Origin of the sequence: Desulfovibrio sp. JC010 (assembly GCF_010470675.1) — a bacterium.
In the GTDB taxonomy this organism is placed as follows: Bacteria; Desulfobacterota; Desulfovibrionia; order Desulfovibrionales; family Desulfovibrionaceae; genus Maridesulfovibrio.
In genome coordinates, this window is the sequence record NZ_VOIQ01000001.1 from 180407 (window position 1) to 205398 (window position 24992).

The window sequence follows — 24992 nt, forward strand, 5'->3', positions numbered from 1 at the left end:
AATTAACCGCCGAACCAACCGGGAGCCAGTACCTCCATGGCCTTGGTGTAATGCACGCGCAGATCTTCCAGCTTACCGGAAATAACTTTCTCCTGCTCACCCAGACTGGTGGGGCAGATTTCCTGCATCTGGGCAACAACCGCTTCAAGCTCTTTCATGGTGGACTTGAGCATCACGATCTGGTCTTTGAGAGTTTCAGATTTGTCGTCAGCCAGAACATCATAAAGCCGGGCTTTCCATGAATTAAGCTCCATTTCCAAACCTTTGCAATAATGGTTAACGGCCTGCTTCTTTGCTTCTTCTGTGCTGCAACCGTCAATACCGACACAACTGGGGCACGGGCCCGGATAATCCATATTCGCCATGATAAACCTCCAAAAAATAGATTTATAGGACCTTTTCAGTATAGCACTCAATATCGCTTTAGGCATTGTTTTTTTAAAAAAATACAAACCCCGATAAAACTTCATGGTTCCAGACTATTGCAGCACAAAAAAGAGCACCCACTTACTTCTCTTTACAGGAAAGGGATTGCCGCTTTGCTGTTCAAGACCATTTTTTAATGTAGGCATCGACATCAAATTTGCGGCGGCAGCCCCGCTCATTCATATAGCGGATTGACCCGAACACGGGCCGCTTCTTCCAGCCCCTATCATGCAGTCCGGCCACGGACCAGAGCGACCCCGCATAGCCGTTGGGATCACGTCCATCCAACTGGTAACGGTCATTCAGGGTAATGATTATACGCAGTGCATCCTCAGGCGTTGGCGACCATTCCAGAATCTTCTTGGCCCAATACATGCGCATGTATCCGTGCATATATCCGGACTTGAGCAATTGCTGCTGGGCCGCATTCCAGAGGGCGGAATGAGTGCGTCCCTGTTCAAATTCGGTATAGAAATACAAATAATCACGGCGGTCTGCAGCATGTTCCGTCAATGTTTTCAACGCCCACTGGGGAGCTGCATGTAACGAATCATAATCAGGGGTGTGCAAACAGAAATTCTCCGCCAGTTCGCGGCGGACGATCAATTCTTCAAGATATGAATCGACAGACTCACCTGCCTCACATTGTGCCACGGCAAGAGCCGCCCGCTGCGGGGCCAGCTGCCCGAAATGATAATAAGCTGAAAGCCGGGAAGTTGCTTCCGCATTGGGGTCGTTGCGTTCCTGCCCATATCTTTCCAGCCTGCTACTCACAAAAAAATCCAAAGCAGCACGGGCCGCAGACTCGCCGGGAATCAAGTCCACCGGAGCGACGCTTTCATCCACATCGATCCACCGGCGCACCTCTTTCCAATCCACAGCAGGAAATTCATCGCTTCTACTCTGTGCAGGGAGAAGCTCCGGAAACTCTTCCAGAAATTCAGGAAGCAACCTGTGAATTTTCGGCCTGATGGTCCGTGCTGAATACTCACATTTATCAGTGGCAAAACGGGCCGGAACAACATTGTGCCCGTCCACTTCAATCAGCGGGACATCGATTTCACTGGCTACAGCCTTCTGCCATTGCTGCTTTATACGCAGAGGATCAAAGTCCGTGACTACGGCTCCGGCCCCGGTTTTGCGCACAAAACCGGGCAGGACTTCATCTGCCGCACCGCCCAAAAGAGCAAACGAATACCCTAAGCTACGAAGATCCCGCTCAACCTCTGCAAGCCCTTTAAGCATGAACTCATACTGGCGCAACGTCGCACCTATAAATGTCGGCACGAGACAGAAAACTACAATCAGCGGGCACTTATCACCGGCCAATTCACGGGCATGAAGCAACCCTCAATTGTCGCGGACACGCTGTTCGCGGCTCATCCAGTAAATTACCGGACCTGATGATTGCTCCTCCTCGTTCAGTTGCTTGATCCTTCTGAGGTCAACCTTGATCACCATTCCCTCCCCTGCTTCCGGGAATACGGCAACGCGGGGCAGGTCCGTCCAGCAGTTCCGGACCTTCCATAATCCGGGAACCGCTTTTCTCAGCCAGTGACCGGGCCATGCCCTTAAAAACAACGGAATGCAGCGGATACACAGACCACCAGTAAAGTATACCGCCCAGCCCACGTGGCAGAAAACGGGCGGTCATGGTCAGTTCCGTATCCCCGACCAAGGTATTTTCAAGGCTGAATTCCAGCAGTGCTTCACCGGGTAATTTCATTTCAGCCAGCAGGAGCAGCCGTTCGCCGGGCTGCACATCCAGCACCCTCCAGAAATCAAGAGCATCACCGACGCAGACTTCAGCCGGATGCCTGCGCCCACGCCGCAACCCCACACCGCCCACCAGTTTATCCATCCAGCCACGCAGAGACCACAGGGAATCGCAGCAATACCAGCCCTCATCACCGCCGATGGAAACAACTTTCTCCCAGAGCCGCTCTGAACTGCCTTCCAGCTTGATGCGGTAGGCGGAATGGTAAACAGTTCCGCCGGAATACCCGGCATCCCCGCAGATTGCCCATTCCGGTGTGCCGAGGGTTCCGGCATCGGACCAACAGGTATCGACAACTTCCTGCTCCACCTTATTCAAAGCACGGCGGATGGCAGTGCGGCAATCAGTCAATTCACGGGGCATGATCTCACGGATGCGGAACTCTTTGCAGACCACCCGATTGCGCAACCCCAGAACCAGCGGCACTGCCAGCGGCACAGGAACCGGGGAAACCAGTCCCAACCAGTATGATGAAAGCTTCGGAGAAATAAACGGGACCGGAATGATCACCCTTTTGCGCAATCCGGCTTCCTGCTGGTAAATGCGGAATAATTTTTCGTAGGTTTCGATGAACGGCCCCCCGATATCATAACTTTCCCCGGCAGTTTCAGGGTGTTCCAGACATCCGGCCAGATAGAACAACACATCGCGGATGCTGATGGGCTGGCTCTCGGTCCGCACCCAGCGCGGGGTGATCATAACCGGAAGCCGGTCCACAAGGTAACGCAGGATTTCAAACGAAGCACTGCCCGAGCCTAGAATTACCGCCGCCTTGAGTACTGTACAGGGCACCTTTCCGGCAGAAAGGATCTCCCCCACTTCAGCCCGGGACTTGAGGTGATGGCTGATGTTGGGGTCATCGGGAACCATACCGCCGAGATAAATTATGCGCTCCACCCCGGCCTGTTCCGCGGCCTGCACGGAATTCTCAGCGGCCAGACGATCTTTCCCGGCGAAATCATTGCTTCCCGGCTGCATGGAGTGGACCAAATAATAAACCGCGCAGCAATCCTGCAAGGCTGCACGCAGGGATTCTGGGTCAAAAAGGTCGGCCTCAACAATTTCACACTTCTCGTGAAAACTATACGGGCGGTTACGCAGTTTGGCCGCCGACCTGCCCACGGCCCGGACTTTCCAACCCTTTTCCAGCAATTGCGGCACAAGACGCCCGCCCACATATCCGGTAGCCCCCAGCACACAGACTATCTTATTTTGACGATCAGACATGATTCCTCAGCATGAGTTCCGCAGGGTACGGGTTGAGATAAATTTGTTCCTGTAAATAAACTTTATCATACTTGCGCACGTAATGATTAAGCATGGTTATCGGGACAATCAACGGAATCAGCCTGTTATGGAACCGCTCAATCAGCTCCAGCATTTCCTGTTTTTCATCCCCGGAAATATTCTTTTTAAAATGTCCCAGCGCATGGGTCAGCACATTCACATGCTTTTTCAGCGTGGGCCTGTAAGTCAACGCTTTTGAGAGCAGTGCGGAATACTCCCCGGCAAGGTCATTGAGCTCAACACTTCCGGCTGTCGCCACCAATTTGCCAAGCTGACGGTAGACCACCTCATTATGGGACATAACCAGCATTTTATGCCGGGTATGGAATTCCACCAGTTTCCCCGGAGTCAGACCTGATGAAATCGCATCCTTCCAGCGTTTGAAGGTAAAAATACGGTTGATAAAATTCTCACGGATGCCGTTATCATGCAGCCTGCCGTCATCCTCACAGGGCAGGTCCGGAAAATGATCCATGACCATACGGGCCCAGATTCCGGTGCCGGAATAAAAAATTTTCCCATCAGCACCGAAAACCTTCATCCTGCCCATGGCATTGGAGGGGGAGCCGTGTTTAAAGATATAGCCGCTGAGATTTTCCTTTTCCAACAGGGCCAGCTTTTTACGCCCCCATTCCTGCATGCGTCCGGTCCAGTCTTCTCCGGAATTCCTGCCTATAAGCCGCGGACTTTCAAGCTCCCCGACCAGCCGGACAGCTTCGCGGGGGATGCCCATTCCGCATTCCACTTCAGGACAGACAGGAACCCACTCCACATAAGGCCCCAGCACATCTCTTAGATAGCGGTTCAGCTTATGCGCGCCGTCATAGCGGACCTTTTCGCCCAGCAGACATCTGGCTATTCCCAACCGGATTCTATTCGTTTCAACATCACTCATATCCGGACTCCTCTATAAATTTTCCCACTTTAATACAAAGTACCCCATAAACAGACTGAAAACCAGAGTCATAATAAATCAGCTACGAGGGTTCATCATTTTTTTCATTCTTTGATGGAAAAATATAATTCTTTGACCTAGTATTATTATCCCTGCAACTGACTAAAAGTATTTTTTTTTATGGAAGAACTGCTGAACAGATCACAATGCGAGCTGAAAGAAGCCCGGCAACAGGCAATTGATGCTGAAAAAAACATCAAGGCCCTTCTTGATGCCAACACCCAGTCCATTCTACTGATTGAAAAAGACGGTACGGTCATCTACGTCAACCGTATAGTTGCCGAGATTCTGGAAACAACACCGCAGACTTTGACAGGCAAAAACATATTTAATTACCTGCCTCCTGAACTGGCCGATTCGCGCCGCAAACAATTGCAGAAAGTGATAGAAACCGGGAAACCGGCCAAATTTCAAGACGTACGTGACGGAAGAACCATTCTCCATTCCCACTACCCCATCTTTGACAACGGCGAAGTCAGCCGTGTTGCCATTTACGCCGAAGACATAACAAAAATCACAACCAAAGAACGGGAATTGAAACGGAGCAAGCACTTGCAGTCCGTACTCCTCCAGATCATGGGCCAGTCCAACTCCACAGGCAGCGTGGATGAACTATTGAGATCAATCCATGAAATTTTGCTCAAGGAGTTGAAAGCAAACAATTTTTTCATCGCACTCATAGACCAGCAACAGGAAAGACTAAATTTCACTTACTGCATTGATCAGGAAATTACTGAATATCCACCCATTGAAAAAATATACGCTCCCTCCAACCAACGCATAAGCCTGCTGCCCATTCGGAGAAACAAGATTGTTCGCCTGACGCAGCAGGAAATCACGGATTCCATCAAAAACGGAACCATGGATATTATGGGCCGGATTCCTGAAATATGGATAGGGGTGCCCATGCGTATCCGCAGCAAAACCATCGGAGTGCTGGTAATTCAGGATTACGAAGATGCCGATGCTTTTTCAGAAGATGATATTCGACTTTTTTCCGCCTGCTCCGACCAGATAGCCCATGCCATTGAGCGCAAAAAATTTGATACGACCATCCGTGAAAGCGAAGAGCACTACCGGGCTTTTTTTGAAGACAACCATTCGGTCATGTTCATCATCGACCCGGAAAACGGAAGAATAGAGGATGCGACAAAGGCCGCGGCCAGATTTTATGGTTACTCACGGGATGAGCTTAAATCAAAAACCGTTTTTGATCTCAACCAGTTGCCCCGCAAAGAAGTAATAGCAAAAATGAAGGAGGCAAAGCGGAGCAAGCTTGCCAGCTTCATCTTCCAGCACCGTATTGCAGACGGCGAAATAAGAGACGTTGAGGTATTTTCCGGTCCCTTTGATTTCAAAGGAAAAACACGGCTCATATCCATCATCCACGACATTACCCAGCGTTTGGAAGATGAAAGGGAACTTTCCAAGGCCAAAGAGTCTGCAATTCAAGCCAACAAGACCAAGGACGAATTTCTGGCCAATATCAGCCATGAAATAAGAACCCCGCTCAACGGCGTCATGGGCATGCTGCAGGTCATGGATACAGATGATCTGAAGCAGGAACACCGTGACTGTATAAACGTTGCTCTGCAATCATCACGCAACCTGCTGCGCGTGCTTGATGATATTCTGGACCTCTCCAAGGTGGAAGTCGGCACCCTCGATCTTTACGAAGAATCCTTCTCACTGGACAGACTGCTCACTGAAAGTATGGATCTGTTCAAACTTCAGGCGGATGAAAAAGGAATCAGCCTTTCATATACCGTTCATCCCGGTGTTGAAGACTGTTATCTGGGAGACGAAGGACGCATCAGACAGATCCTTTTCAACCTGATGGGTAATGCCATAAAATTTACGGACCACGGTTCGGTGACGGTGAAAGTCGGTTCCGGGATTGATTGCGCAGGCGATAAGCGGCAATTAACTTTCACGGTAAAGGATACCGGAGTGGGTATACCGGAAAATTATCTGGAAAGCATTTTCGATTCCTTCACCCAGGTGGACGGTTCCCTCTCGCGCAAATACAAAGGTGCCGGTCTCGGACTGTCCATTGTCAAAAGGCTCATTGACCTCATGGACGGCTCCATCAGCATAAAAAGCACCCTCGGCGAGGGCACTTCAATTAATTTTGCAATCTCTCTTAAAACATCAGCCCCGGCAACTAATGAAAACGACAGCCTGTCCGATATTCCGGTTGTGTCTTCAAAGCTCAAAGTCATGCTTGTGGAGGACGAACTGGTTAACAGGATGATGGCCCGCAGACTGCTTGAAAGAATGGGTCATGAGGTAATCTGTGCGGAAAACGGTGCTGAGTGTCTTGAAATGCTGGCGGACAACAAGATCGATGCCATTCTCATGGACATACAGATGCCGGTGATGGACGGCCTTGAGGCCACTAGGACCATCCGTACCTCAAATGATTTCATAAATGTGCGCAGCATTCCCATCATCGCCCTCTCCGCCCATGCCAATAAGGAAAGCAGGTACTCAGCCCTTGAAGCCGGGGTTAACGGCTATCTGTGCAAGCCCTTTGAAATGAAGGATCTCGAAAAGATACTGGCCGGATCTGTCCGCAAGAATTAGCCTCTCACAGCCTCCCGCTCAGGGAAAATCAGTACCGCAAGAGTTGACACAACACGGTTTTCAAAGCATCTAGTATTGCTTGGCGGATTACTCAAATAGACCAAAAAACAACTGACCGGAGTTATCATGACTCAATATTCTGATATTTTTAATCAGGAAATGATGAGCAACATTTTCCCCGAAGACAAGACCAACCAGTTCTTTGAGGCCCTTTTCGGAGACGCGGAAGAAGGCAGCTATGACATTTCACTGGCCTATGCCGGAGACAACGGAGATACTGTTCATTTTGAACTGCAGCTGCGTCAGCGTCCGGGCTGTTGTCTGGCCTGCAACCTGACTTACGGTCTCCCGCAGGTATTTTCCCGTCACCCCATCATCAACATACAGGGTGTTGCGGAAAAAGTGGGCGAAGCAGTTGGCAAGCCTGAAAATGTAAGCTGGCAGCTCGGCTCCACACAGGAAAAAAGCAGGGAACTGCACGTTATTCCTCTTGCCGTCAGCTTGAGCTAGCTGAAAAAAGACCAGACCCGTTTTCCGACCCCGGTAAACGGGTCTCATTTGATATGAGAAACATAATAACACGTTAAAGTGGAAATTCAGTTGAATCAGACCTGACGAAAAGGTATTATCTACAGATAAATTAACCATTTCAGGGGCGGGGAATGCTCGAAGAACTTCGATACGGAATTTTTTCTAATAACTCCAAACACATATCCAATGACAGACTGACATTGGTAGGTCTTGGCGCGTCTGATATTTATGTTTACTCCAATCTGGATAACGCCGTAAGTGCCTTGGAGAATGGGGAAATAGATGTTGCGCTGGTGGATGAGTCAATTCATGACGCTTCCGGCACGGACTGTGTGCGCAAATTGCGCCGCCATGCCACGCGCTCACTTCCGGTGATCATGGTTACCCCGGATAAACGCAAAGAGTCTGTCCTTAATTCCATTGCCGCCGGAGTAGGAGGCTATGTACTGCGTCCCTACAGCATGGAAACCCTTAAGCGCCACCTTTTTGCCGCTTATATGAGTGCCACTCCGGACGATATCGAGCAGGAACTTCTCAGCTCCTCCTGGGATCTGGTTGCCAACGGCAGCTTTGACGAAGCCATCGACAGCTTTTCTGAAATCCTTGATGAAGTTACTGAAGCGGATAAAAATCCCGCTGAAGAATATTTTGAGAAAGGGCTCAATTTCCTTGCCCAGGAAAAATTCGGCAAGGCCATCATTGCTTTCAACAAAGCAATAGCCCTCAATGAAATGTATGCCGAGGCATATAAAGGCATGGCCGATGCATACAAAGGCAAAGGAGATATGAACAGCTATCAGGATTACCTGACAAAGGCCGCAGACATCTACGCGGTTCAGGACAACCTTGATAACGTAAAGGAATTGTTCATTGAAATCATCCAGAACGAACCGGATGCGGTCAACCCCTTCAACCGTCTCGGTGTAAAGCTGCGCAAGGACGGAGACTATCAGGGAGCCATCAAAGCCTACCATCAGGCATGCACTTTTACTCCCAACGACGCCAATCTCTACTACAACATGGCCCGCGCATACACCTACGCCAAGGACTACGAAAGCGCACTGAATTACACCGAACTCAGCCTGCGACTTGATTCCAGCCTTGAGCCGTCACGCTCACTTCATGGACAGATCGTAAAAATGCTTGAAAAACAGCAGAAAGAGAATCCCACACCGAAAGAAGATTCCCCGAAAGTCGAAATTGATGACGGACTGGAGTAGTGAATTTATCAGGGCCTAATGCTCTTTTCGTGTTCCAGCAATTGTTGTTTGATTCTTGTGCCGTGCGCAAATCCTGCCAGACTTCCGTTTGCCGCAATCACCCGGTGGCAGGGAATAATCAGCGGGATGGGATTTTTACCATTGGCCGTTCCCACAGCCCGGCTCGCTTTTTCATTTCCCAAAGCGGCAGCCACTTCCTTGTATGAGCGGGTTTCCCCGCAAGGAATCCTGCACAGCTCCGACCAGACCTTTTTCTGAAAATCACTGCCCTGCGGATTTACTTTTACATCGAATCGGGACCGCTTTCCGGCTGCGAATTCCTCAATCTGCCCTCGTATTTCAGAAAAGAACTCATCGTCACGCACCCAGTCCGGGCTGATTTCAAAGATGCGTTTACCCTCCCCGGTCTGCATATGCAGATGGGATAAACCATCCTCGTTTCCGGCAAGAATTATCTCGCACAGCGGTGTCATGAATCTTGTATAGTATACGGTCATAATTAATTCCCCAGAGAATTCCATAAACAAAGTGTTGCGTAACTGCGGTAGGGACGCCACTTCTCAGCTATTTCAAGCACCTGCCCGGGCGCAGGTTTCACCCCGTCCACTGCGAGAGCTTTAATCACCCCGAGATCCCCGGCGGGAAAACTGTCCGGCAGCCCCAAACCGCGCATGGCGACATAATTTACGGTCCAATCCCCGATTCCCTTCAGGCTGGAAAAATCGCGCTGAAAATTTTCCAGCGATTGATTTGAACTCAATTTCACAGCACCGTTCAGAATCGCTTGAACCGCAGTGGAAAGAGTCTGCCGCCGGTTATTAGTCAGTCCGACGCCTTCAAGATCAAGTCGGGCCAGTTCTTCCGGTCCGGGAAAAAAGTAATCCAACCCTCGCGGAAAATCATCCCCGCAAACAAGTCCCGCTTTTTCCGCCACACGTCCGGCCATGGTGGTGGCCGCTTTGACTGAAATCTGCTGCCCCAGAATGGCCCGGATCATAAACTCAAACGGTTCAAAAGCCTTGGGCAATCTGGGAACATGTCCATTGATCATTCCTTTTGCCAACAGCGGATCACCCTGAAAATGGGCACCGATAATACGGAAATCCGTATCAAGGTCAAACATGCGCCGCACCCGGTTGTAGATTTCCATATAACACTTGATGTCTTCTGAAAATATGGACAGACGCAGGGCGGACTGCGCGGGATCATCAGTAACCGTAAAATATCCTTTGGCCTCGGCTGTGCGGAAACTGCGGCAATAGCTGTCTGCGGTTACAACTTCAACGCCCTTCAAAGCACGCTCACGCATGAAAGAAAGCATCTGCCCGAAATCAAAAGGCTGTTCATACTTCAAAAACAGGGTCGTATTTTCCCGTGCATCAACGGACCGTCCCAGCTCCCGGCGCATTGCCGTGGGTGTCATATTGAAGACGTTTTTAAAGACATCGTTGAACTGGCGCAGAGAACCGAATCCGGCAGCAGCGGCAATATCGGTAATGGAGCCGGTTGAATTAAGCAGCATTTTGCGGGCAAACATAGCCTTATGATAACGGGCCATCTTTACCGGAGGCACGCCCAGCCGCTCCACAAACAGCTGCCGCAAGTGTCGGTCCGTAATACCAAGCTCCATTGCCAGATCACTCAGCGAATGGTAGTTGAGAAAACCGTCATAAATCATGCGCAGGGCTTCATTGACCAGTTCATGAGACGATGGATAACCGGCACCGTACTCGATACTAATATCCGGACGGCAACGGAGGCAGGGCCGAAATCCAGCTTCAAGAGCCTGAAAAATAGAATCATAATAGACTACATTTTCTTCCTTGGCCCGTGGTGAAGGGCAGGAGGGGCGGCAGAATATCCCGGTAGTTTTGACCGCGAAGAAGAACTTCCCGTCAAAATTGCGGTCTCTGTTAATGCGTGCTCTGCTGTAATCTTGGTTGGTCATAAGAGATAGTTGATGCGCTACCGCGCTTTTAATTGAAAAGACTTCGCCTCCGGCGGCTTAAACCCTTTTGCAAAAGGGTTTAAGAATCCCAAAACCTTTTTAGTAGTTTTAATGAGATTGAACATACAAACACAAGCGATTTTCGGAAATGGCATCATAATTCATCCAAAATGCTGATCTGTGTTACACAAGACTTGGGTACAAGATTTCCAACCATAACTAAACATCAACTTGGAGATATGAAATGATAACACTTACCGCAAAAGTACAGGCAGCAGAAGGCAAAGAGCAGGAACTGGAAGCAGTCCTGCGTGAACTGGTCAAGGGTACCGCAACAGAGGAAGGGGCAGTGGAATACAGACTGCACCGGGTAATCGGCACTCCCGGCGCGTTCCGTTTTGTGGAAAAATTCAAGGATCAGGCTGCCTTCGACTTCCACTCCAATTCTGCCCACTACAAAGCAGCAGTTGAAAAAATCGGTAAGCTTGCCGCAGGTGAAAGCGAGCTTGAAATGCTGGAACTTATTGATTCCATTCCTGAATAATTAATAAAACGTAAACTGCATAAGAAAATCCCGCGCATGTATATACATCGCGGGATTTTCTTATGAAAGAATAGAAAACTATCTGCTGCCACGCACTCGCCGGGTCACCCAGAACAGCGAAAGCAGTGGAACCGCCCCGCCGATGATGCCCATCTGCCCGATAGTGCCGATCTTTGACCCCCAATCAAAAGAAACAAGCTCCATGGCTGCTGCTCCGAGAATAAAATAGGCAAAAGTCAAAAGAGCGGAAGCCGCGCCCACATCCCGGTCCACAGTCTCAAGGATCATATGGTTGCTGATGGGCCGGCTCACTCCGATAGAAAAAGTCATCAGAAACATGGGAACGGCAAATGAGTACTCAGAACCGCCGAAGAGCAGCACCCCAAGACTGGACAACACCACCCCGGCCAACGAAAATCGCAGAATAGACATGGATGAATAGCCCACACACAGCCTTGAGCAGGTAAATGATCCGGTCATGAAACCGATAGCATTGAACCCGAAAAACATGGCGTATTGCTGCTCAGTGAGTCCGAAACCACGAATATAAATATCCGCAGACCCGGCCAGAAAGCCGAAAAATCCGATGCCGATAACTGAAAAGGCGAAACAGTAGGTGCTGAACTCAACGTTCTTGAGCACTACCAGATAACGGCCGAGCATTTCCAAAACCCCGCCCTCGGTCTTTTCAAATTCCGGTTCCTTAAAGACCAGCGTTCCGTAAAAAGCAAGCGAAGCCAGCACGGCCTGACAGCCGAAAATCCATTTCCAGCTCAAAAATTCCAGCATCATACTGCCCAGCATGGGCGCGATCATAGGACACAGGGGAATTATCACCCCGATATAGGCCAGCACCTTCTGCCGCTCTATGCCGCTGTAAAGATCCTTAGCCAGTGCCATGGAAAGAGCCGCAGCCGAAGCCGCCCCGCAGGCCTGAACAATACGGGCCGCCACCAGAAACCAGATATTGGTGGATAAAGCGCAGAGCAGGCTGCCCAGCACATACACGCCCACTCCGCCGATAAGCACGGGTCTGCGACCGTATTTATCGGAAAGCGGACCGTAAATGAGCATGAAAAAACTGAACAGAATAAAAAAGAGCACCAGCGAAAGGTTCACCTCAGCTAAAGAAATACCCCACTGCTCCTGAATGGTGGGCAGGGCCGGGAGATACATATCCGTTGAAAGGGCGGGAAAAGCCGCCAACATGGTAATGAAAAGAAAATTTGGCATAGCGGTACGGTTATTAAATTAAAATGATACGGATTTATTCAGATAAAAAGCGGAAAAACGTCAGGCGAAAAAGCGAGGTATGCGTTAGAGCCGGAGACAGGATTTGAAGATATTAGGCCCGGCAGTGCAACAGGTCAACTGTTAAACCGCTTATAGCAGCTTTTTTTACATTTCTTCACAATCACAAAAATTTCACCTTCCCAAAGCTAAACTAAACCACGAAACAAAGATTCAAACATTGTTTCAAATTCTGCTTGACTAAGCGCACACGCAATCATACAAAACTTCAAACGTTGTTTAAATCATTGTTGGAGATAATATATGAGCGATCAAAACACCAAGGACAGGATTCTGGCAGCCGCCAGCCGGGTTTTCTGTGAAAAAGGATTCAAAGCCACCACCGTGCGCGATATCTGCGCCGAAGCTGATGCCAACGTGGCGGCCATCAACTACCACTTCGGCGACAAGCGCAAACTTTACTATCAGGTGCTGCAGCTGTGGATGGATCAGTCCATGAAACATTCCACCATGCTGGAAGAATCCGTGCAGGCTTTGCCGCCGGAAGAAAAACTCAGGCTATATGTACGCAATGAACTGTACCCGCTCTGCACCTACGATGATCCTGAAAAAACCAAAAAACGCCAGATAAGACTGTTACTTGAAGAGTATGTCTCTGAAGATTGCGACCCGGAACTTTTCAAGTGCCACGACACAATTGAAGAAAAAGTACTCTTCCCCATGGTCAGGGACCTGCTGGCCCCCTTGGACGATCCCAAAATTCTGGAACAGGCCTGCATGGCAGCAAGCGGTGTTATCGTTCACCACTTCCTGATGATTATTCATTACCCGGAAGGGGAAATCAATTCTGAAGAACAGCTTGAATTCATGATAGATTTTTACACCACCTTCATCCTCGGCTCCCTGAAAGCCATTAAGGAAAAATACAATGAAAAATAGACATTTCATTCCCCTCTCACTGCTAATAATGCTTTTCGCCATCTGCGGTTGTGACTCGGACCCCAAGACCGAAGCCAGCACTGCTGCCCCGGAAAAAGCAATCCGGGTCGGCGTGGTTGAAGTTGTTCCGGTCACAATTGAAGATATGCTGACCCTGCCCGGTGAGACAGTACCGGACAAAGACGTCTGCGTGTCTTCCGAATCCGCCGGGACCGTGGTCTGGCTGGGAGTAAAAGAAGGTGACACTGTACGCAAAGGCCAGCTCATCGCCCGTCTGGATGGAGCCTCCAGCGGAGCTAAATTCGACCGAGCCAAGGCGGCCAAAAAACTCGCTGCCGAACAGCTGCGCCGCCGCAAGGAACTGCTCAACAAAGGCGTGCTGGCCCAGGAGGAGTACGACCAGATCAAGGCCGAACTGGAGCAGAGTGAAGCTTCGCTTAAAGAAATGATGGTCAACGTTGAATACGGTATTGTGCGCGCGCCCATCTCCGGGGTGATCAACAAGCGTTACATTGACCGCGGCGAACGTCTGGAAGTGGGTGCCAATGTGGTTGATATCGTGGATTCATCCACCATCAAAACCTACATCAACGTGCCTGAAATGGATATTTCATATATCAAGAAAGGGCAGAAAGTGTCCGTATCTGTAGACGCCCTGCCCGGCAAAAAATGGGAAGGCGTGATTGATTTCGTCTCCTTCAAGGCGGACCGTTTCTCCAAGACTTTTGAAGTAAAAGTACTCACCGACAACAAGGCCGGGGAAATCCGCGCCGGAATGCTGGCCCGTGTTTCCCTGCTGCGCCGCACCGTGACCGATGCCGTGACTACTCCCCTTTCCGCCATTATCAATCAGGGCGGTGAAAGGATCATCTACGTGGAAAAAGACGGATTGGCCCACGTGCGCACAGTTGAACTCGGCATAATTGACGGCGACCGCGCCCAGATCACCAAAGGTCTGAAGGCCGGGGAAAAACTGATCACCGCCGGGCATACCATGGTTGAAGACGGCATGAAGGTGGTGACCCAGTGATTATCAACAAGGCAGCACTGAACAGGCAGTCCACCGTAATGGTCCTGCTTGTTTTCATCATCATCGCCGGGATTTCGAGCTACGCATCCCTGCCCCGCGAGAGTGATCCGGATATCACCATCCCTTACATCTTTGTACAGACAAATTTCGAAGGCGTGGCCCCGGAAGACATGGAAACCCTGATCACCATGCCCATCGAGCGCAAGCTCAAAGGGCTTTCCGGGACCAAGGAGATTTCCTCCATTTCCGATGACGGGGTATCCATCATCAAAGTTGAATTCAACCCCGATGTGGATATCGACGACGCCCTGCAAAAGGTCCGCGACAAGGTGGATCAGGCCAAACCGGACCTGCCCGCAGACCTGCCCGACGAACCGGTCATCAACGAGGTCAACCTCTCGGAACAGCCCATCCTGAACGTGGTCCTATCCGGCCCGTTCTCTCTGAAACGGCTGAAAGTCTTTGCCGAGCAGTTGGAAGACCGCATTGAATCAGTACAGGGCGTGCTCGATGCCAAGATCATCGGCGGACTGGAACGTGAAATTCACGTGGAATTCGATATGGACCGCGTGGCCTACTACAACATTCCCATTTCCAGCCTGCTGAATGCGCTGAAGAATGCCAACGTAAACACCCCCGGCGGGTCCGTTGAAATCGGCAAATCCAAATACCTCGTGCGTGTGCCGGAAGATTTCAAGCACCCGGACGAAATTGATAAAATCGTGGTCTACGAAAAAGACGGCCGCCCCATCTACCTGCGCGACATCGCCACCATCCGTGACCACTACAAAGACCCGACCTCCAAAAGCCGCTTTAACGGAATCCGGAGTGTAACCATTGAAGTGAAAAAACGGGCCGGGGAAAATATCATCCGTATCATTGATACAACCAAGGAAATCATCAGGGAAGAGCAGCAGATTCTGCCGCCGACCCTGAAGATCGATATGACCGCGGACCAGTCCGATGAAATCCGCCAGATGGTTGCCGACCTGCAGAACAACATCATTACCGGACTGCTGCTGGTGCTCATCGTAGTCTTCGCCTTTATCGGCGGACGCTCGGCCCTGTTTGTTTCGCTGGCGATTCCGCTGTCCATGCTGATCACTTTCACTGTGCTGGAGATTTTCTCCTACACCCTGAATATGGTCATCCTCTTCTCGCTGATCCTGAGCCTCGGCATGCTGGTTGATAACGGTATTGTTGTGGTCGAAAACATCTACCGCCACATGGGCATGGGTAAATCCCGTTTTCAGGCAGCCATGGATGCCACCGACGAGGTCGCATGGCCGGTTATCGCCTCCACCCTGACTACCGTGGGCGCGTTTTTCCCCATGGTCTTCTGGCCCGGAATCATGGGCGAATTCATGAGCTACCTGCCCATCACCGTTATCATTGCCCTGATTGCATCGCTCTTTGTGGCTCTGGTTATCAACCCGGTGCTTTCGGCAAAGTTTCAGGATGTGCCCAAGCAGGACGAAAACGCCAACCCCGGCTTCATCGACCGCATGATGGAAACCCTGAAGAACTTCTACCGCCCCATCCTTGAATGGTCCCTGGACCACAGGATACTGGTGGTGCTTTTCTCCTTCGGCTTCCTCGTTGCATCCACAGTCTGCTTCGGCATGTTCGGACGCGGGGTGGAATTCCTGCCCAAAACCGAGCCAAAACGTTCAGACGTCAAAATCAAGGCCCCGGTGGGGACCAACCTTGAAGCCTCGGACCAGTTTGTTAAAGTTGTCGAAAAAATCGCAGCAGAATACCCGGATATTGAATACGTCATCGCCAACACAGGTGAATCCGGGCAGTCTGATGAAATCGGCACCCACTACAGCCTTGTGAAACTCGATTACCTTGATATTCAGGACCGCAGCCGCCCTTCATCCGAAATCACCGATGAAATCCGCGGACGTCTGCAACACGCCATCCGGGGCGCGGAAGTTCGCGCGGAACCGGAAAAGATGGGCCCGCCCACAGGCAGTGCCATCAACATGGAAATTTACGGCAAGGACCTGCGTAAGCTAGGTGAAATCACCGGATCCTTCAAACGGGCCATTAAAAACGTCCCCGGACTGGTGGACCTTAAAGACAACTATATCTCCGCCAAACCGGAAATCCGCGTGGATGTGGACAAGGAAAAAGCGGCTATCATGGGCCTTGACGCCTTCACCATCGCACAGGCCGTAAAGACCGCCATCAACGGCTTTAAGGTCGGGGTCTACCGCGAAGGCAAGGACGAATACGATATTGTGGCCCGTCTGCCCAAGCATAACCGCGATTCCCTTGAAGATATCCGGCGCATCACCGTGTCCGGCCCCAAGGGTGAACCGATCCCCATCACCAGCCTTGCCGATGTAACCATGGGCGGGGGCCTCGGCGGTATCAACCGCATTGACCAGAAACGGGTGGTAACCATCTCCGCCGATGTCTCGGGACGTCTGGCCGAAGAAGTAATCGCCGACATCAATGCGGCGGTATCCGGCATAGAACTGCCTCGCGGCTACTCCTACAAATTCACCGGGGAGCAGGAAGAACAGGCCAAGGCCTCCGCATTCCTTGAAAAAGCATTTGCCGGGGCACTGTTCCTGATCTTCATCGTACTGGTCACCCAGTTCAACTCCATTGCCACCCCGTTCATCATCCTGACTGCGGTCATCCTTTCGCTGGGCGGGGTCATGGTCGGGCTGCTGGTTACCGGGACCGCCTTCGGGGTCATCATGACCGGGGTCGGGGTCCTCTCCCTCGCCGGGGTCGTGGTCAACAACGCCATCGTGCTTATTGACTATTTTGAACAGCTCAAGGAACAGGGCCGAAATGCCCGCGAAGCACTCATCGAAGCCGGGCTGACCCGTTTCCGCCCGGTACTGCTCACCGCCATCACCACCGTGCTGGGGTTGATCCCCATGGCGACAGGAGTGAGCTTCGACTTCATCAACATGCGTCTTGACATGGGCAGTGAGACCTCCCAGTGGTGGGGCCCCATGGCCGTAGCCGTAATCTTCGGGCTGGCCATCGCCACCGTGCTGACCCTCGTGGTCGTGCCCACGCTATGTTCTTTACAGGAAAGCTGGAAGGAACGCGCGGCCCGAAAAAAAGCAGCCAAAATGGCTGCGCAGGCCATGAATTAGACAAAAGTCTGAGGATTAAGCCTTAATTACCACTTAAATTAAAACTCAATGAAAAAAGCAATACTTTATATACTCACTTTGCTGGCAGCAGCCGGGATTTCCATCGGAATCCCGGCCTGCTCCAAGATGGGCCACGCCCCGTCTCTTGAGGAAAGCACCATGTATGAAAAATCAACCCATTTCGAAAACGGCACCTTCATCAACGAGCATCCGGTCAATATGACAGTGGAAGGCTTTACCTTCGGCAAAATGATCAACTTCTTCTTTGACCTCAGCCGCAAGCCCGCTGAAAAACTGCCCTACTATCATCTTACCAAAGAATCATTCCCTGCCCAGCCCGCAGATTTGCAGGTCACATGGCTGGGTCATTCCTCCATGATTCTGGACATTGACGGGGTTCGGCTGCTTATCGACCCGGTTTTCGGCAATGCCTCCCCGGTGCCGTTCACGGTCAACCGTTTTCAGGCCGCTCCAATCGCACGCGAAGAACTCCCGGAAGTGGACGCAGTGGTCATTTCCCACGATCATTACGATCACTTGGAAATGTCAACCATCAAGCACCTTGCCCCGCGCACCAAGCTTTTCATCGTTCCGCTGGGAGTCGGTTCGCACCTGCGCAAATGGGGCTGCAAGCCGGAACAGATTGTGGAACTGGACTGGGATGAATCCATCATTATCAAGGATGTGGAGATCATTGCCGCTCCTACGCAGCATTTTTCAGGGCGAGGTCTGGGTGACAGGTTCAAAACCCTCTGGGCTTCTTTCATCTTTAAAGGCAGCAAACACAGTGCCTATTACACCGGCGACGGCGGATACGATGAACGTTTTAAAATAATAGGCGAGAAATACGGTCCCTTCGACCTGACCATGGTTGAATGCGGTGCCTACGACAAAGGCTGGAAAGACGTGCACATGATGCCCGAGGAATCCGTACAGGCGCACCTTGAACTGGGTGGAAAATACATGCTCCCGGTACATTGGGGAGCTTACGACCTGGCCTTTCACAAGTGGGATGAGCCCATCCGCAGGGTGTCCGCTCTGGCAGCAGCACAAGGGATTAAGCTGCTGACCCCGCAGATGGGCGAATTCTGCATACCCGGCAAATCCACACACACTGCATGGTGGGAACCTGCCGATGAACAGAAATTAGCTGTTGCAAATTAACAAAGCTTCGCCCCAAGCGGCACTTCCTTATCCGGCACGCAGAGTGCAACCTCGCCATTTTCATTATGGAATCCGGTCACCAAGCACTCGGACATTAGCGGCCCGATCTGCTTTTTGGGGAAATTGACCACACCCACCACGAGCTTGCCGGGCAGTTCTTCCACAGAATAAAGCTTGGTAATCTGGGCACTTGATTTGCGCATGCCGATTTCCGGCCCGAAATCTATATGCAGGATATAGGCAGGGTTGCGGGCTTCTTCAAAGACCCGGGCCTCAACGATCTTCCCGACCCGAAGCTCTACCTTTTCAAAATCATTCCAGCTGATTGTATCCATTATTCTTCTCCTTGAGATGTTGTTATCGTGGGGAGAGAATAACGAAACCGGAATTATGAATATTGAATAAAATTGACATCAGTGACGATTGATAAATCTATCCGGCGAAGCTTAACAAAAGGTTTTGGGATTCTTAAACCCTTTTGCAAAAGGGTTTAAGCCGCCGGAGGCATCATCTTTTAATTCTTAAAGCGCGACAGCGCATCAAATACTCTTCTGATACTGGCGGGGAGTAAGTCCGTAACGATTCTTAAATAATCTGGTCAGATGGCTTTGGTCGGAAAATCCGCACTGAATGGCGGTATCGGCGATATTGGAATTGGCAGCGAGAAGCCTGCGGGCCTTTTCAAGCCGCAGCTGAATCAGGAAAGAGTGCGGCGGCAGCCCTTTGTGGCTGCGAAAAATACGGATCAGATGAAATTCAGTACATCCGGCCAGATCAGCGAGTTCGGCAAGAGAAAGGTTGCCGTCGATGTTGGCGTGCAGGTAGTCAATGACCATATCGACCCGCTTGTCCTCGCTGCCGGGGATATAATCACGCTCATCAATATTTTTATACAGACCGGAAAGTACAGAGAGAATGGATTCATCAGTTTCCAGCTTATGGGCGGTGTTGAGCAGTTTGTGGTGCAGATTTGAGAGAGACAACCAGAGCTTCCTATTCTCCAGCAGGTTGTTGCGAAATGGCGAGGGTGCGTTTTCACTGCCCAGCAACTTCAAATTCAGGGAACGGACGAATTCTTCGGAAAAATAAAAACTGCGCAGATGACGGTGCTCGGTACAACAAGGGCTGTTGGAATGGATGGTTTCCGGCTCGATGATGCTGATGGAACCGGGCTGCAGGATACCGGTACAGCCTTTAAGGCTGTACTTCTCCCCGGATTCGGAATTGAGCCAGAGCACGTACCCGTCATGCAGATGGCTTTTGAACTCCCGCCCGCTACTGCATGAGAGCACTTCCAGCCCCTCTTTGGGCGAAGAATAAATCAGCTTATGGTCGTTTTTCATCTCATGCATCAAGTCCGTTTTTAGCTTGAATCAAGGGAAGCCAAAGTGGTTTCGAGCTGGCTCTCCACGCTTGAATAATAAGAAAGCATCGTATCCAGAGCGGAATATTTTTCTTCCAACCGGGTCTGGTATGCATCGATCCTTGCTTCTTCGTCATAAATATCACTTTCAAGCTTGCTGGTCAGATCGGCATAACTTGCGGAGAGCAAAGGAATACTTCCGGTGGAAACATCAGTCACAGCCGAGCAGAGGTCAGCAAGCTGGCTGCACTTGCCCTGCTTCACTGTAACTGTGCTGGAATATGATCCATCCGTCAAATCCGAAACCTCCAGATAAAGACCGTTGGCATCGCTGTCGCTGCCTGCCAGAATCGTATTTCCATCTATGAACATATCCACGCCGTTAATGGTGGCCGAAGAGATTGCTCCGCCGGAAACAGTATATTCCACGTCATATTCCCCCGCACCGGTCAGGCCGGAAATGGTGGAAATGACCTGCAGGTCGGAACTGTCCGTTTCCGCTTCTCCGTTGGCGGCAAAAAGCAGCCCCACGGCTTCCGGGTCCTCGGCCAGTGCTTCCTCAAGCTCATCATAATCAACCTGCAACTGCCCAAAAGTGGATGAACCTTCAGTGCTGTCGGTGGTTATTCCAATGGCTGACAGAGAAGCAAACAAATCTCCTTCCCCGGTATCACTGTCATAGTACTGAAAACCGAGTCCCGCAGAAGTCAAAGCATCTTTGATGGAGTCATAGACGAGGCCGAGGGTGGCATCATTGATATAAACTGTGCCGTCATCTTCATCATCAACATCGGTAAGCTCTCCGGTTACATCCAACAGGTCGTACAACAGCTGATTCACTTCGGAGACAAAAGTCTCAATAGTTTCGATCATGGCATCCGTATCATAAGAAACTCCTAGATTGATACCGGCCGAATCCGTAGTTGCATTGAGGGTCAGGGTCATATTGTCGATAACATCATCAACTGTGTTGGAATCCCGCTCAATCCACTCATCCGCTCCGGACGGGAATCCGTCCACCTTCATCTGGCAGTTCTGGGCGGTCTGGGTATTGGTGAAAGAAGTACCGGAATAACCGTCAATAGCACTCAAATCAGTAAGCACTATGGCATTATCCGCACCTGTATCCGCACCGCTGAACTTGAGGTAATAATTATCACCATCGCTGATCAGGGAGGCACTTATCTTGTCATCAAAATCCGGGTCGCTGTTGATCTGGTCCACCAGTTCCTGTGCCGTGGTTCCGGCGGTGACATCCATGGTGATGTCCTCCCCGGCATAAGACAGGGTGATGGAAGAGTCCGCTGAAATAATCTGCTGATCGGAAGAGGTAATGGACATCCCTTCTGAAATCCAGACATCCTTCTGGGCCAGCTGGTTTACGACAACATTGTAGGAATCCTCGGTGGCTCCGTCCTCAATGGCAGCCTGCACCTCGCCCTCCCCGGTGGTTGCCACGGAGTAGGACATAAATTCATCCATCTCGTCAAAGCCCTGCAGAGTAGTAGAAAGAGCAATGACCTCTTCATTGAGTGCTTCAAGAAGCTCCGAGATTGCTTCCGCTTCTTCCAGATCTTCCTTATACTGATCAAGCTCATAGCTTTCCGCCTCCACAGAAGCAGCAATGAGATCGGTCCAGTCCGTGCCGTCTCCGAGTCCGTTGATCTTGAAACCTCCGGAAGTACTGGTGGGCTCGTAAGTGCCGGTAGAAACTGATGCTACTGCCATGATTCACGTCCTTGTGATAAAAAAATTACAAATAATTCATGATCGACATGCTGATAACATTCGATGTTGAACTGAGCACCGCATTATAGATGTACTCCGCCCGGCTGAGTTCCACGCTCAGTTCCGCACTGTCCGCATCTTCTTCATCGCTGATAGCCGAGGCCACCCGTTCACGGGTCAGCTCCAGACTCTGCCCGGTAAAATCGGCCTTTTCCTCACGGGCACCTACATTGGATGTTTCAATGAGCATATTGTTGTAGCCGTCATCTATGGTTTCAAGGGTAGTCGCCGTGCCGTGCTCATCCCCGATCCACATGTAAGCGATGGAATCACTCATGGCTTCAAACATATTCGGGTCCGGAAACGGCTCCCCGGTGTCAGGATCAATGCCGCCGAAAATATCACTGCCCACGGAATTTACTTCCAGCTCGGTACTCTCGGAAATATTGATTGCCATGGCTTCATCCGCCCCGTTGTATTGCATGGAATTACGGACCACGAACTGCCCGCCTGTTTTGTCATCCGAATCATAAGCAGTGACCGCTGTCCCCGCGTTCATTTCCACGGATACATCTCCCAGTTCCATGGTGGTGTCCGGGGGCGTAGCCGTGCCGTCCATGGTCCCGGTCAGCCATGAGTTGCCGCCATCCAGCGAATAGCGGTAATCCACTGCATCGGTGCCGATGGTACCGTCCGAGGTGAATTCAACAATTACCGGGTCATCCAGAGAACCTGTGAAAGAGACAAAATCACTTTCTGCCGGGGAATCCCCGGTCACGGTCACACCGGGTACATACTCATAAGGCGCGGTATCCGTTGACTCACCGGAAAAAAGATAATCGTCACCCAGTTCCGCATTGGCGATAGCCAGCATGGCATCCTGATAGCCGATCATATTAACGGCCATGGACTGCTGCTGGTCGTCAGTATAAGTCCCGGTGGAACCCTGCTCCACCTGCTCCTTAACGGAAATCATGACTTCACTGGCTTCACTGAGCAGACCGTCCGCTGTGCCCAGCAGGCTTCCGGCGTACTCGGTGTTGTTGTAATAGCTTTCCAGAGTCTGGTCGTAGCTGCGCAGGTTGACCACATTGCCCATACCTGCCGGATCATCGGAGGGGGCATTAAGCTTTTTCTGAGTTGCCACCTGTTCGTTGACATTCAGATAATCAGACAACGACCTGGTTACGTTGTTCATGCTCTGGTCATAAATCTGTGAAGTACTTACTCTCATGACTGCCTCCTGAGACAACACCCTCAAAAATAAACCCCTGTTTATTTTTGAGAAAAACTCAAATATTTTTATTCAAACACTAAACAATACCCAGAATGGTATCGATCATCTCACGGGTAACCGAAATAATCTGACAGGCCGCCTCATATTGCTGCTGAGCCTTGGTCAGGCTGACCAGTTCCTCATCCACATTCACCCCGCTTACGGATTCCTGCTGGTCGGCATAAATCTGGGCTGCAGCGGTATCGCAGGTAACCTGAGTTTCAGCTGTGGACGCCGCAGCCCCCACATCGGAAACAATGGCTGCCAGATATTCGGTCAAAGACGCGTTCGTTGCAGAAGCCCCCTCACCTATTGATACGGTCCCGCTCAGCAAATCGTTTATGCTCTTGGCAGTATCATTGCTTCCCGATGAAACCGTTCCGTCATCACCGACCTGTCCGGCATTGAGATGTGAAGGGTCTGAAGACACATAATCATTAACTGCAATATCCCCGGCAGAGCTGCCTTCAAAGAAGGTATTGATTCCCACAGCTGCCAAAAAACCGGAACTGTCTTCCCCGAATTCAAATGAAGCGTCACCCACGGCATCAATTTCCAGCTCACCGTCGGAATTAACCGAAGCAGTCAGGGTTCCCGCAAATGCTGCGTTGATGTCGGCTGCAACGTCATCCAGCGAATCCGCTGAAGGATCGACAGCGATGGAAGAATTTCCGGTTACATTGCCATCAGCATCGTAGATATAGATGGAGAACTCGCCGGAAGTAATCTTGTCTGCGAAATCATATCCGCTGTTTGAGAGCACTGCGGTCTGGTCATCCACACTGTAAGTTCCTTCCACTGAGGTATGCGGTTCCAGGCCCGCACCCTGCGAATGAGTCACGTTGGTTTCCCAGATCAAAGCCGAGGTGTAATCATCAATCTTGTCCAGCGTGGGCTGGATGTACTCATCACGGGTAATGAACAGCCCGGCAATTGAGCCGCTGTCGGTGCGTCCGGAGACCGGATCGCCGTCAGCATCGTTCATGGGGGTGATGTCGATCAGCGCACCGGAACCTGATTCCCAGAACAGCCCGGTCTTTGAAGTATCTGAATCATATGCCACTGCGAGGTGATGGGTTTCCTCACCCTCAACAAGCGGCTGACCGGTTTCGGTATAAACCTTGGTGGAACCGTCTTCGTAGCTGAGTACTTCCACCCCGATGAGTTCATCCAGTTCACGGATGGCCTGATCCCGACTGGCGACCAGCTCGTAATTGTCCGGGTTGGCTGCTATCTGCTCATTCAAGAGGCCGATGGAATCAATCAGCTCATTGGCGGTATCGACCTGCTCGATAATTTCCGATTCCACGCTGGCGGACATATCCTTGAGTTCCGAAGAAGTGGAATTCAGCGCGTAAACCAGCGAATCCGCTTCGCCCAGTAAGGCTTCACGTTCGGCCAGAGAGTCCGGGTAGGTGGAAAGGTCGTTCCACGCGCTCAGGAATTCATCCTGCGCTGCAGCCAGACCTTCTTCGTCCGTCTGGTTGAAGATGGAATCCATCTGGGTCAGATATTTGGATTGTATTTCGCTGGAGGCCAGATCAGCCGAGGCCGCAAGGTACTGCTTCTCAATAAAGCTGTCCCAATTGGCCTGAACCGCAATGATATCCGCGCCGGTTCCGAGGCTGTCACCGTAAACAGTGATATTGCCCGTGCTGTCGTAAACCGCATCAGCACGCTGGTAACCCTCGGTTTCGGCATTGGCGATGTTGTTGCTGGTCGTGTTGATCGAGACCTGCGCATTGGCAACTGCCTTCTCACCTATGGACATTGCATTTGTTAAACTCATGATGTGGCCTCCGGCGGCTCTCCGAGGGCTTAAACCCTTTTTGCAAAAAGGGT

Annotated in this window: 20 protein-coding genes; 8 read left to right on the plus strand and 12 right to left on the minus strand. The window is 51.0% G+C overall.

The window, feature by feature from the left end; all coding sequences use genetic code 11:
• Window positions 1-2: 2 nt before the first annotated feature.
• The 4 genes from FMR86_RS00895 to FMR86_RS00910 form a co-directional block, all read right to left on the minus strand.
• Window positions 3-365, minus strand: a complete 363-nt coding sequence (locus tag FMR86_RS00895) for a hypothetical protein (protein WP_163349185.1) — start codon at window positions 363-365, stop codon at window positions 3-5.
• A gap of 181 nt (window positions 366-546) precedes the next feature.
• A complete protein-coding gene (gene phrB, locus FMR86_RS00900) occupies window positions 547-1773 on the minus strand; it encodes a deoxyribodipyrimidine photo-lyase (protein ID WP_306770939.1) in 1227 nt (408 codons plus the stop codon).
• Between the two features lie 97 nt (window positions 1774-1870).
• On the minus strand, window positions 1871-3430 hold the full coding sequence (locus FMR86_RS00905) for an SDR family oxidoreductase (protein WP_163349186.1): 1560 nt from the start codon (window positions 3428-3430) through the stop codon (window positions 1871-1873).
• The gene (locus FMR86_RS00910) at window positions 3423-4385 is read right to left on the minus strand and encodes a DUF523 and DUF1722 domain-containing protein (RefSeq protein WP_163349187.1); all 963 of its coding nucleotides are present in this window, start codon (window positions 4383-4385) and stop codon (window positions 3423-3425) included. Before FMR86_RS00910 ends, FMR86_RS00905 begins: the two co-directional genes overlap by 8 nt.
• A 180-nt stretch (window positions 4386-4565) precedes the next feature.
• Here FMR86_RS00910 and FMR86_RS00915 point away from each other — a divergent pair, with 180 nt between their 5' ends.
• The 3 genes from FMR86_RS00915 to FMR86_RS00925 all read left to right on the plus strand — a co-directional run bounded on the left by FMR86_RS00915 (window position 4566) and on the right by FMR86_RS00925 (window position 8782).
• Entirely contained in the window at window positions 4566-7031 is a 2466-nt protein-coding gene (locus FMR86_RS00915; RefSeq protein WP_163349188.1) for a PAS domain S-box protein, read from the plus strand.
• A 126-nt stretch (window positions 7032-7157) separates the two neighbouring features.
• Entirely contained in the window at window positions 7158-7541 is a 384-nt protein-coding gene (locus FMR86_RS00920; RefSeq protein WP_163349189.1) for a pancreas/duodenum homeobox protein 1, read from the plus strand.
• A gap of 152 nt (window positions 7542-7693) precedes the next feature.
• Window positions 7694-8782: a tetratricopeptide repeat protein gene (locus FMR86_RS00925; RefSeq protein WP_163349190.1), complete on the plus strand. Its 1089-nt coding sequence runs from the start codon at window positions 7694-7696 to the stop codon at window positions 8780-8782.
• A gap of 8 nt (window positions 8783-8790) precedes the next feature.
• Here FMR86_RS00925 and FMR86_RS00930 read toward each other — a convergent pair whose 3' ends face one another.
• Complete coding sequence (locus FMR86_RS00930) at window positions 8791-9279, minus strand: methylated-DNA--[protein]-cysteine S-methyltransferase (RefSeq protein WP_163349191.1); 489 nt, start codon at window positions 9277-9279, stop codon at window positions 8791-8793.
• Between the two features lie 2 nt (window positions 9280-9281).
• On the minus strand, window positions 9282-10730 hold the full coding sequence (locus FMR86_RS00935) for a DNA-3-methyladenine glycosylase 2 (RefSeq protein WP_163349192.1): 1449 nt from the start codon (window positions 10728-10730) through the stop codon (window positions 9282-9284).
• 244 nt (window positions 10731-10974) lie between these two features.
• Here FMR86_RS00935 and FMR86_RS00940 point away from each other — a divergent pair, with 244 nt between their 5' ends.
• Window positions 10975-11274 (plus strand): putative quinol monooxygenase, encoded by a 300-nt coding sequence (locus tag FMR86_RS00940; RefSeq protein ID WP_163349193.1) that lies wholly within the window; start codon window positions 10975-10977, stop codon window positions 11272-11274.
• 78 nt (window positions 11275-11352) lie between these two features.
• Here FMR86_RS00940 and FMR86_RS00945 read toward each other — a convergent pair whose 3' ends face one another.
• Window positions 11353-12507 carry a multidrug effflux MFS transporter gene (locus FMR86_RS00945; RefSeq protein WP_163349194.1) on the minus strand — a complete coding sequence of 385 codons (1155 nt, stop codon included), beginning with the start codon at window positions 12505-12507 and terminating at the stop codon, window positions 11353-11355.
• 321 nt (window positions 12508-12828) lie between these two features.
• Between FMR86_RS00945 and FMR86_RS00950 the strand changes: the two genes are divergently transcribed.
• Genes FMR86_RS00950 through FMR86_RS00965 form a run of 4 tightly spaced genes read left to right on the plus strand, consistent with a single transcriptional unit; the run spans window position 12829 to window position 18783 of the window.
• Complete coding sequence (locus FMR86_RS00950; RefSeq protein ID WP_163349195.1) at window positions 12829-13464, plus strand: TetR/AcrR family transcriptional regulator; 636 nt, start codon at window positions 12829-12831, stop codon at window positions 13462-13464.
• On the plus strand, window positions 13454-14494 hold the full coding sequence (locus FMR86_RS00955; RefSeq protein ID WP_163349196.1) for an efflux RND transporter periplasmic adaptor subunit: 1041 nt from the start codon (window positions 13454-13456) through the stop codon (window positions 14492-14494). Before FMR86_RS00950 ends, FMR86_RS00955 begins: the two co-directional genes overlap by 11 nt.
• Window positions 14491-17619, plus strand: a complete 3129-nt coding sequence (locus FMR86_RS00960; RefSeq protein WP_163349197.1) for an efflux RND transporter permease subunit — start codon at window positions 14491-14493, stop codon at window positions 17617-17619. Before FMR86_RS00955 ends, FMR86_RS00960 begins: the two co-directional genes overlap by 4 nt.
• Before the next feature lie 48 nt (window positions 17620-17667).
• Entirely contained in the window at window positions 17668-18783 is a 1116-nt protein-coding gene (locus FMR86_RS00965) for an MBL fold metallo-hydrolase (RefSeq protein WP_163349198.1), read from the plus strand.
• On the opposite strand, the gene FMR86_RS00970 is transcribed toward FMR86_RS00965, so the two are convergent.
• From FMR86_RS00970 to flgK, 5 genes are all read right to left on the minus strand, one after another.
• Window positions 18780-19118, minus strand: a complete 339-nt coding sequence (locus tag FMR86_RS00970; protein WP_163349199.1) for a tRNA-binding protein — start codon at window positions 19116-19118, stop codon at window positions 18780-18782. The two genes, FMR86_RS00965 and FMR86_RS00970, sit on opposite strands and share 4 nt — an antisense overlap.
• A gap of 204 nt (window positions 19119-19322) precedes the next feature.
• On the minus strand, window positions 19323-20126 hold the full coding sequence (locus tag FMR86_RS00975) for an AraC family transcriptional regulator (protein ID WP_163349200.1): 804 nt from the start codon (window positions 20124-20126) through the stop codon (window positions 19323-19325).
• Between the two features lie 20 nt (window positions 20127-20146).
• Window positions 20147-21874 carry a flagellar filament capping protein FliD gene (gene fliD, locus FMR86_RS00980; protein ID WP_163349201.1) on the minus strand — a complete coding sequence of 576 codons (1728 nt, stop codon included), beginning with the start codon at window positions 21872-21874 and terminating at the stop codon, window positions 20147-20149.
• Between the two features lie 25 nt (window positions 21875-21899).
• Entirely contained in the window at window positions 21900-23108 is a 1209-nt protein-coding gene (flgL, locus tag FMR86_RS00985) for a flagellar hook-associated protein FlgL (protein ID WP_163349202.1), read from the minus strand.
• A gap of 79 nt (window positions 23109-23187) precedes the next feature.
• Window positions 23188-24939, minus strand: coding sequence for a flagellar hook-associated protein FlgK (gene flgK, locus FMR86_RS00990; RefSeq protein WP_163349203.1), 1752 nt, complete (start codon window positions 24937-24939; stop codon window positions 23188-23190).
• Window positions 24940-24992: the final 53 nt, after the last annotated feature.

Excerpts from the sequence above, each read along its gene's own strand:
- FMR86_RS00965 (WP_163349198.1), top strand. The coding sequence starts at position 17,668 with ATGAAAAAAGCAATACTTTATATACTCACTTTGCTGGCAGCAGCCGGG.
- FMR86_RS00955 (WP_163349196.1), top strand. The coding sequence starts at position 13,454 with ATGAAAAATAGACATTTCATTCCCCTCTCACTGCTAATAATGCTTTTC.
- FMR86_RS00920 (WP_163349189.1), top strand. The coding sequence starts at position 7,158 with ATGACTCAATATTCTGATATTTTTAATCAGGAAATGATGAGCAACATT.
- FMR86_RS00975 (WP_163349200.1), bottom strand. The coding sequence starts at position 20,126 with ATGAAAAACGACCATAAGCTGATTTATTCTTCGCCCAAAGAGGGGCTG.
- FMR86_RS00915 (WP_163349188.1), top strand. The coding sequence starts at position 4,566 with ATGGAAGAACTGCTGAACAGATCACAATGCGAGCTGAAAGAAGCCCGG.
- flgK (WP_163349203.1), bottom strand. The coding sequence starts at position 24,939 with ATGAGTTTAACAAATGCAATGTCCATAGGTGAGAAGGCAGTTGCCAAT.
- FMR86_RS00940 (WP_163349193.1), top strand. The coding sequence starts at position 10,975 with ATGATAACACTTACCGCAAAAGTACAGGCAGCAGAAGGCAAAGAGCAG.
- FMR86_RS00905 (WP_163349186.1), bottom strand. The coding sequence starts at position 3,430 with ATGTCTGATCGTCAAAATAAGATAGTCTGTGTGCTGGGGGCTACCGGA.
- FMR86_RS00910 (WP_163349187.1), bottom strand. The coding sequence starts at position 4,385 with ATGAGTGATGTTGAAACGAATAGAATCCGGTTGGGAATAGCCAGATGT.
- fliD (WP_163349201.1), bottom strand. The coding sequence starts at position 21,874 with ATGGCAGTAGCATCAGTTTCTACCGGCACTTACGAGCCCACCAGTACT.
- FMR86_RS00895 (WP_163349185.1), bottom strand. The coding sequence starts at position 365 with ATGGCGAATATGGATTATCCGGGCCCGTGCCCCAGTTGTGTCGGTATT.
- FMR86_RS00945 (WP_163349194.1), bottom strand. The coding sequence starts at position 12,507 with ATGCCAAATTTTCTTTTCATTACCATGTTGGCGGCTTTTCCCGCCCTT.
- FMR86_RS00935 (WP_163349192.1), bottom strand. The coding sequence starts at position 10,730 with ATGACCAACCAAGATTACAGCAGAGCACGCATTAACAGAGACCGCAAT.
- FMR86_RS00950 (WP_163349195.1), top strand. The coding sequence starts at position 12,829 with ATGAGCGATCAAAACACCAAGGACAGGATTCTGGCAGCCGCCAGCCGG.
- FMR86_RS00925 (WP_163349190.1), top strand. The coding sequence starts at position 7,694 with ATGCTCGAAGAACTTCGATACGGAATTTTTTCTAATAACTCCAAACAC.
- flgL (WP_163349202.1), bottom strand. The coding sequence starts at position 23,108 with ATGAGAGTAAGTACTTCACAGATTTATGACCAGAGCATGAACAACGTA.
- FMR86_RS00970 (WP_163349199.1), bottom strand. The coding sequence starts at position 19,118 with ATGGATACAATCAGCTGGAATGATTTTGAAAAGGTAGAGCTTCGGGTC.
- FMR86_RS00930 (WP_163349191.1), bottom strand. The coding sequence starts at position 9,279 with ATGACCGTATACTATACAAGATTCATGACACCGCTGTGCGAGATAATT.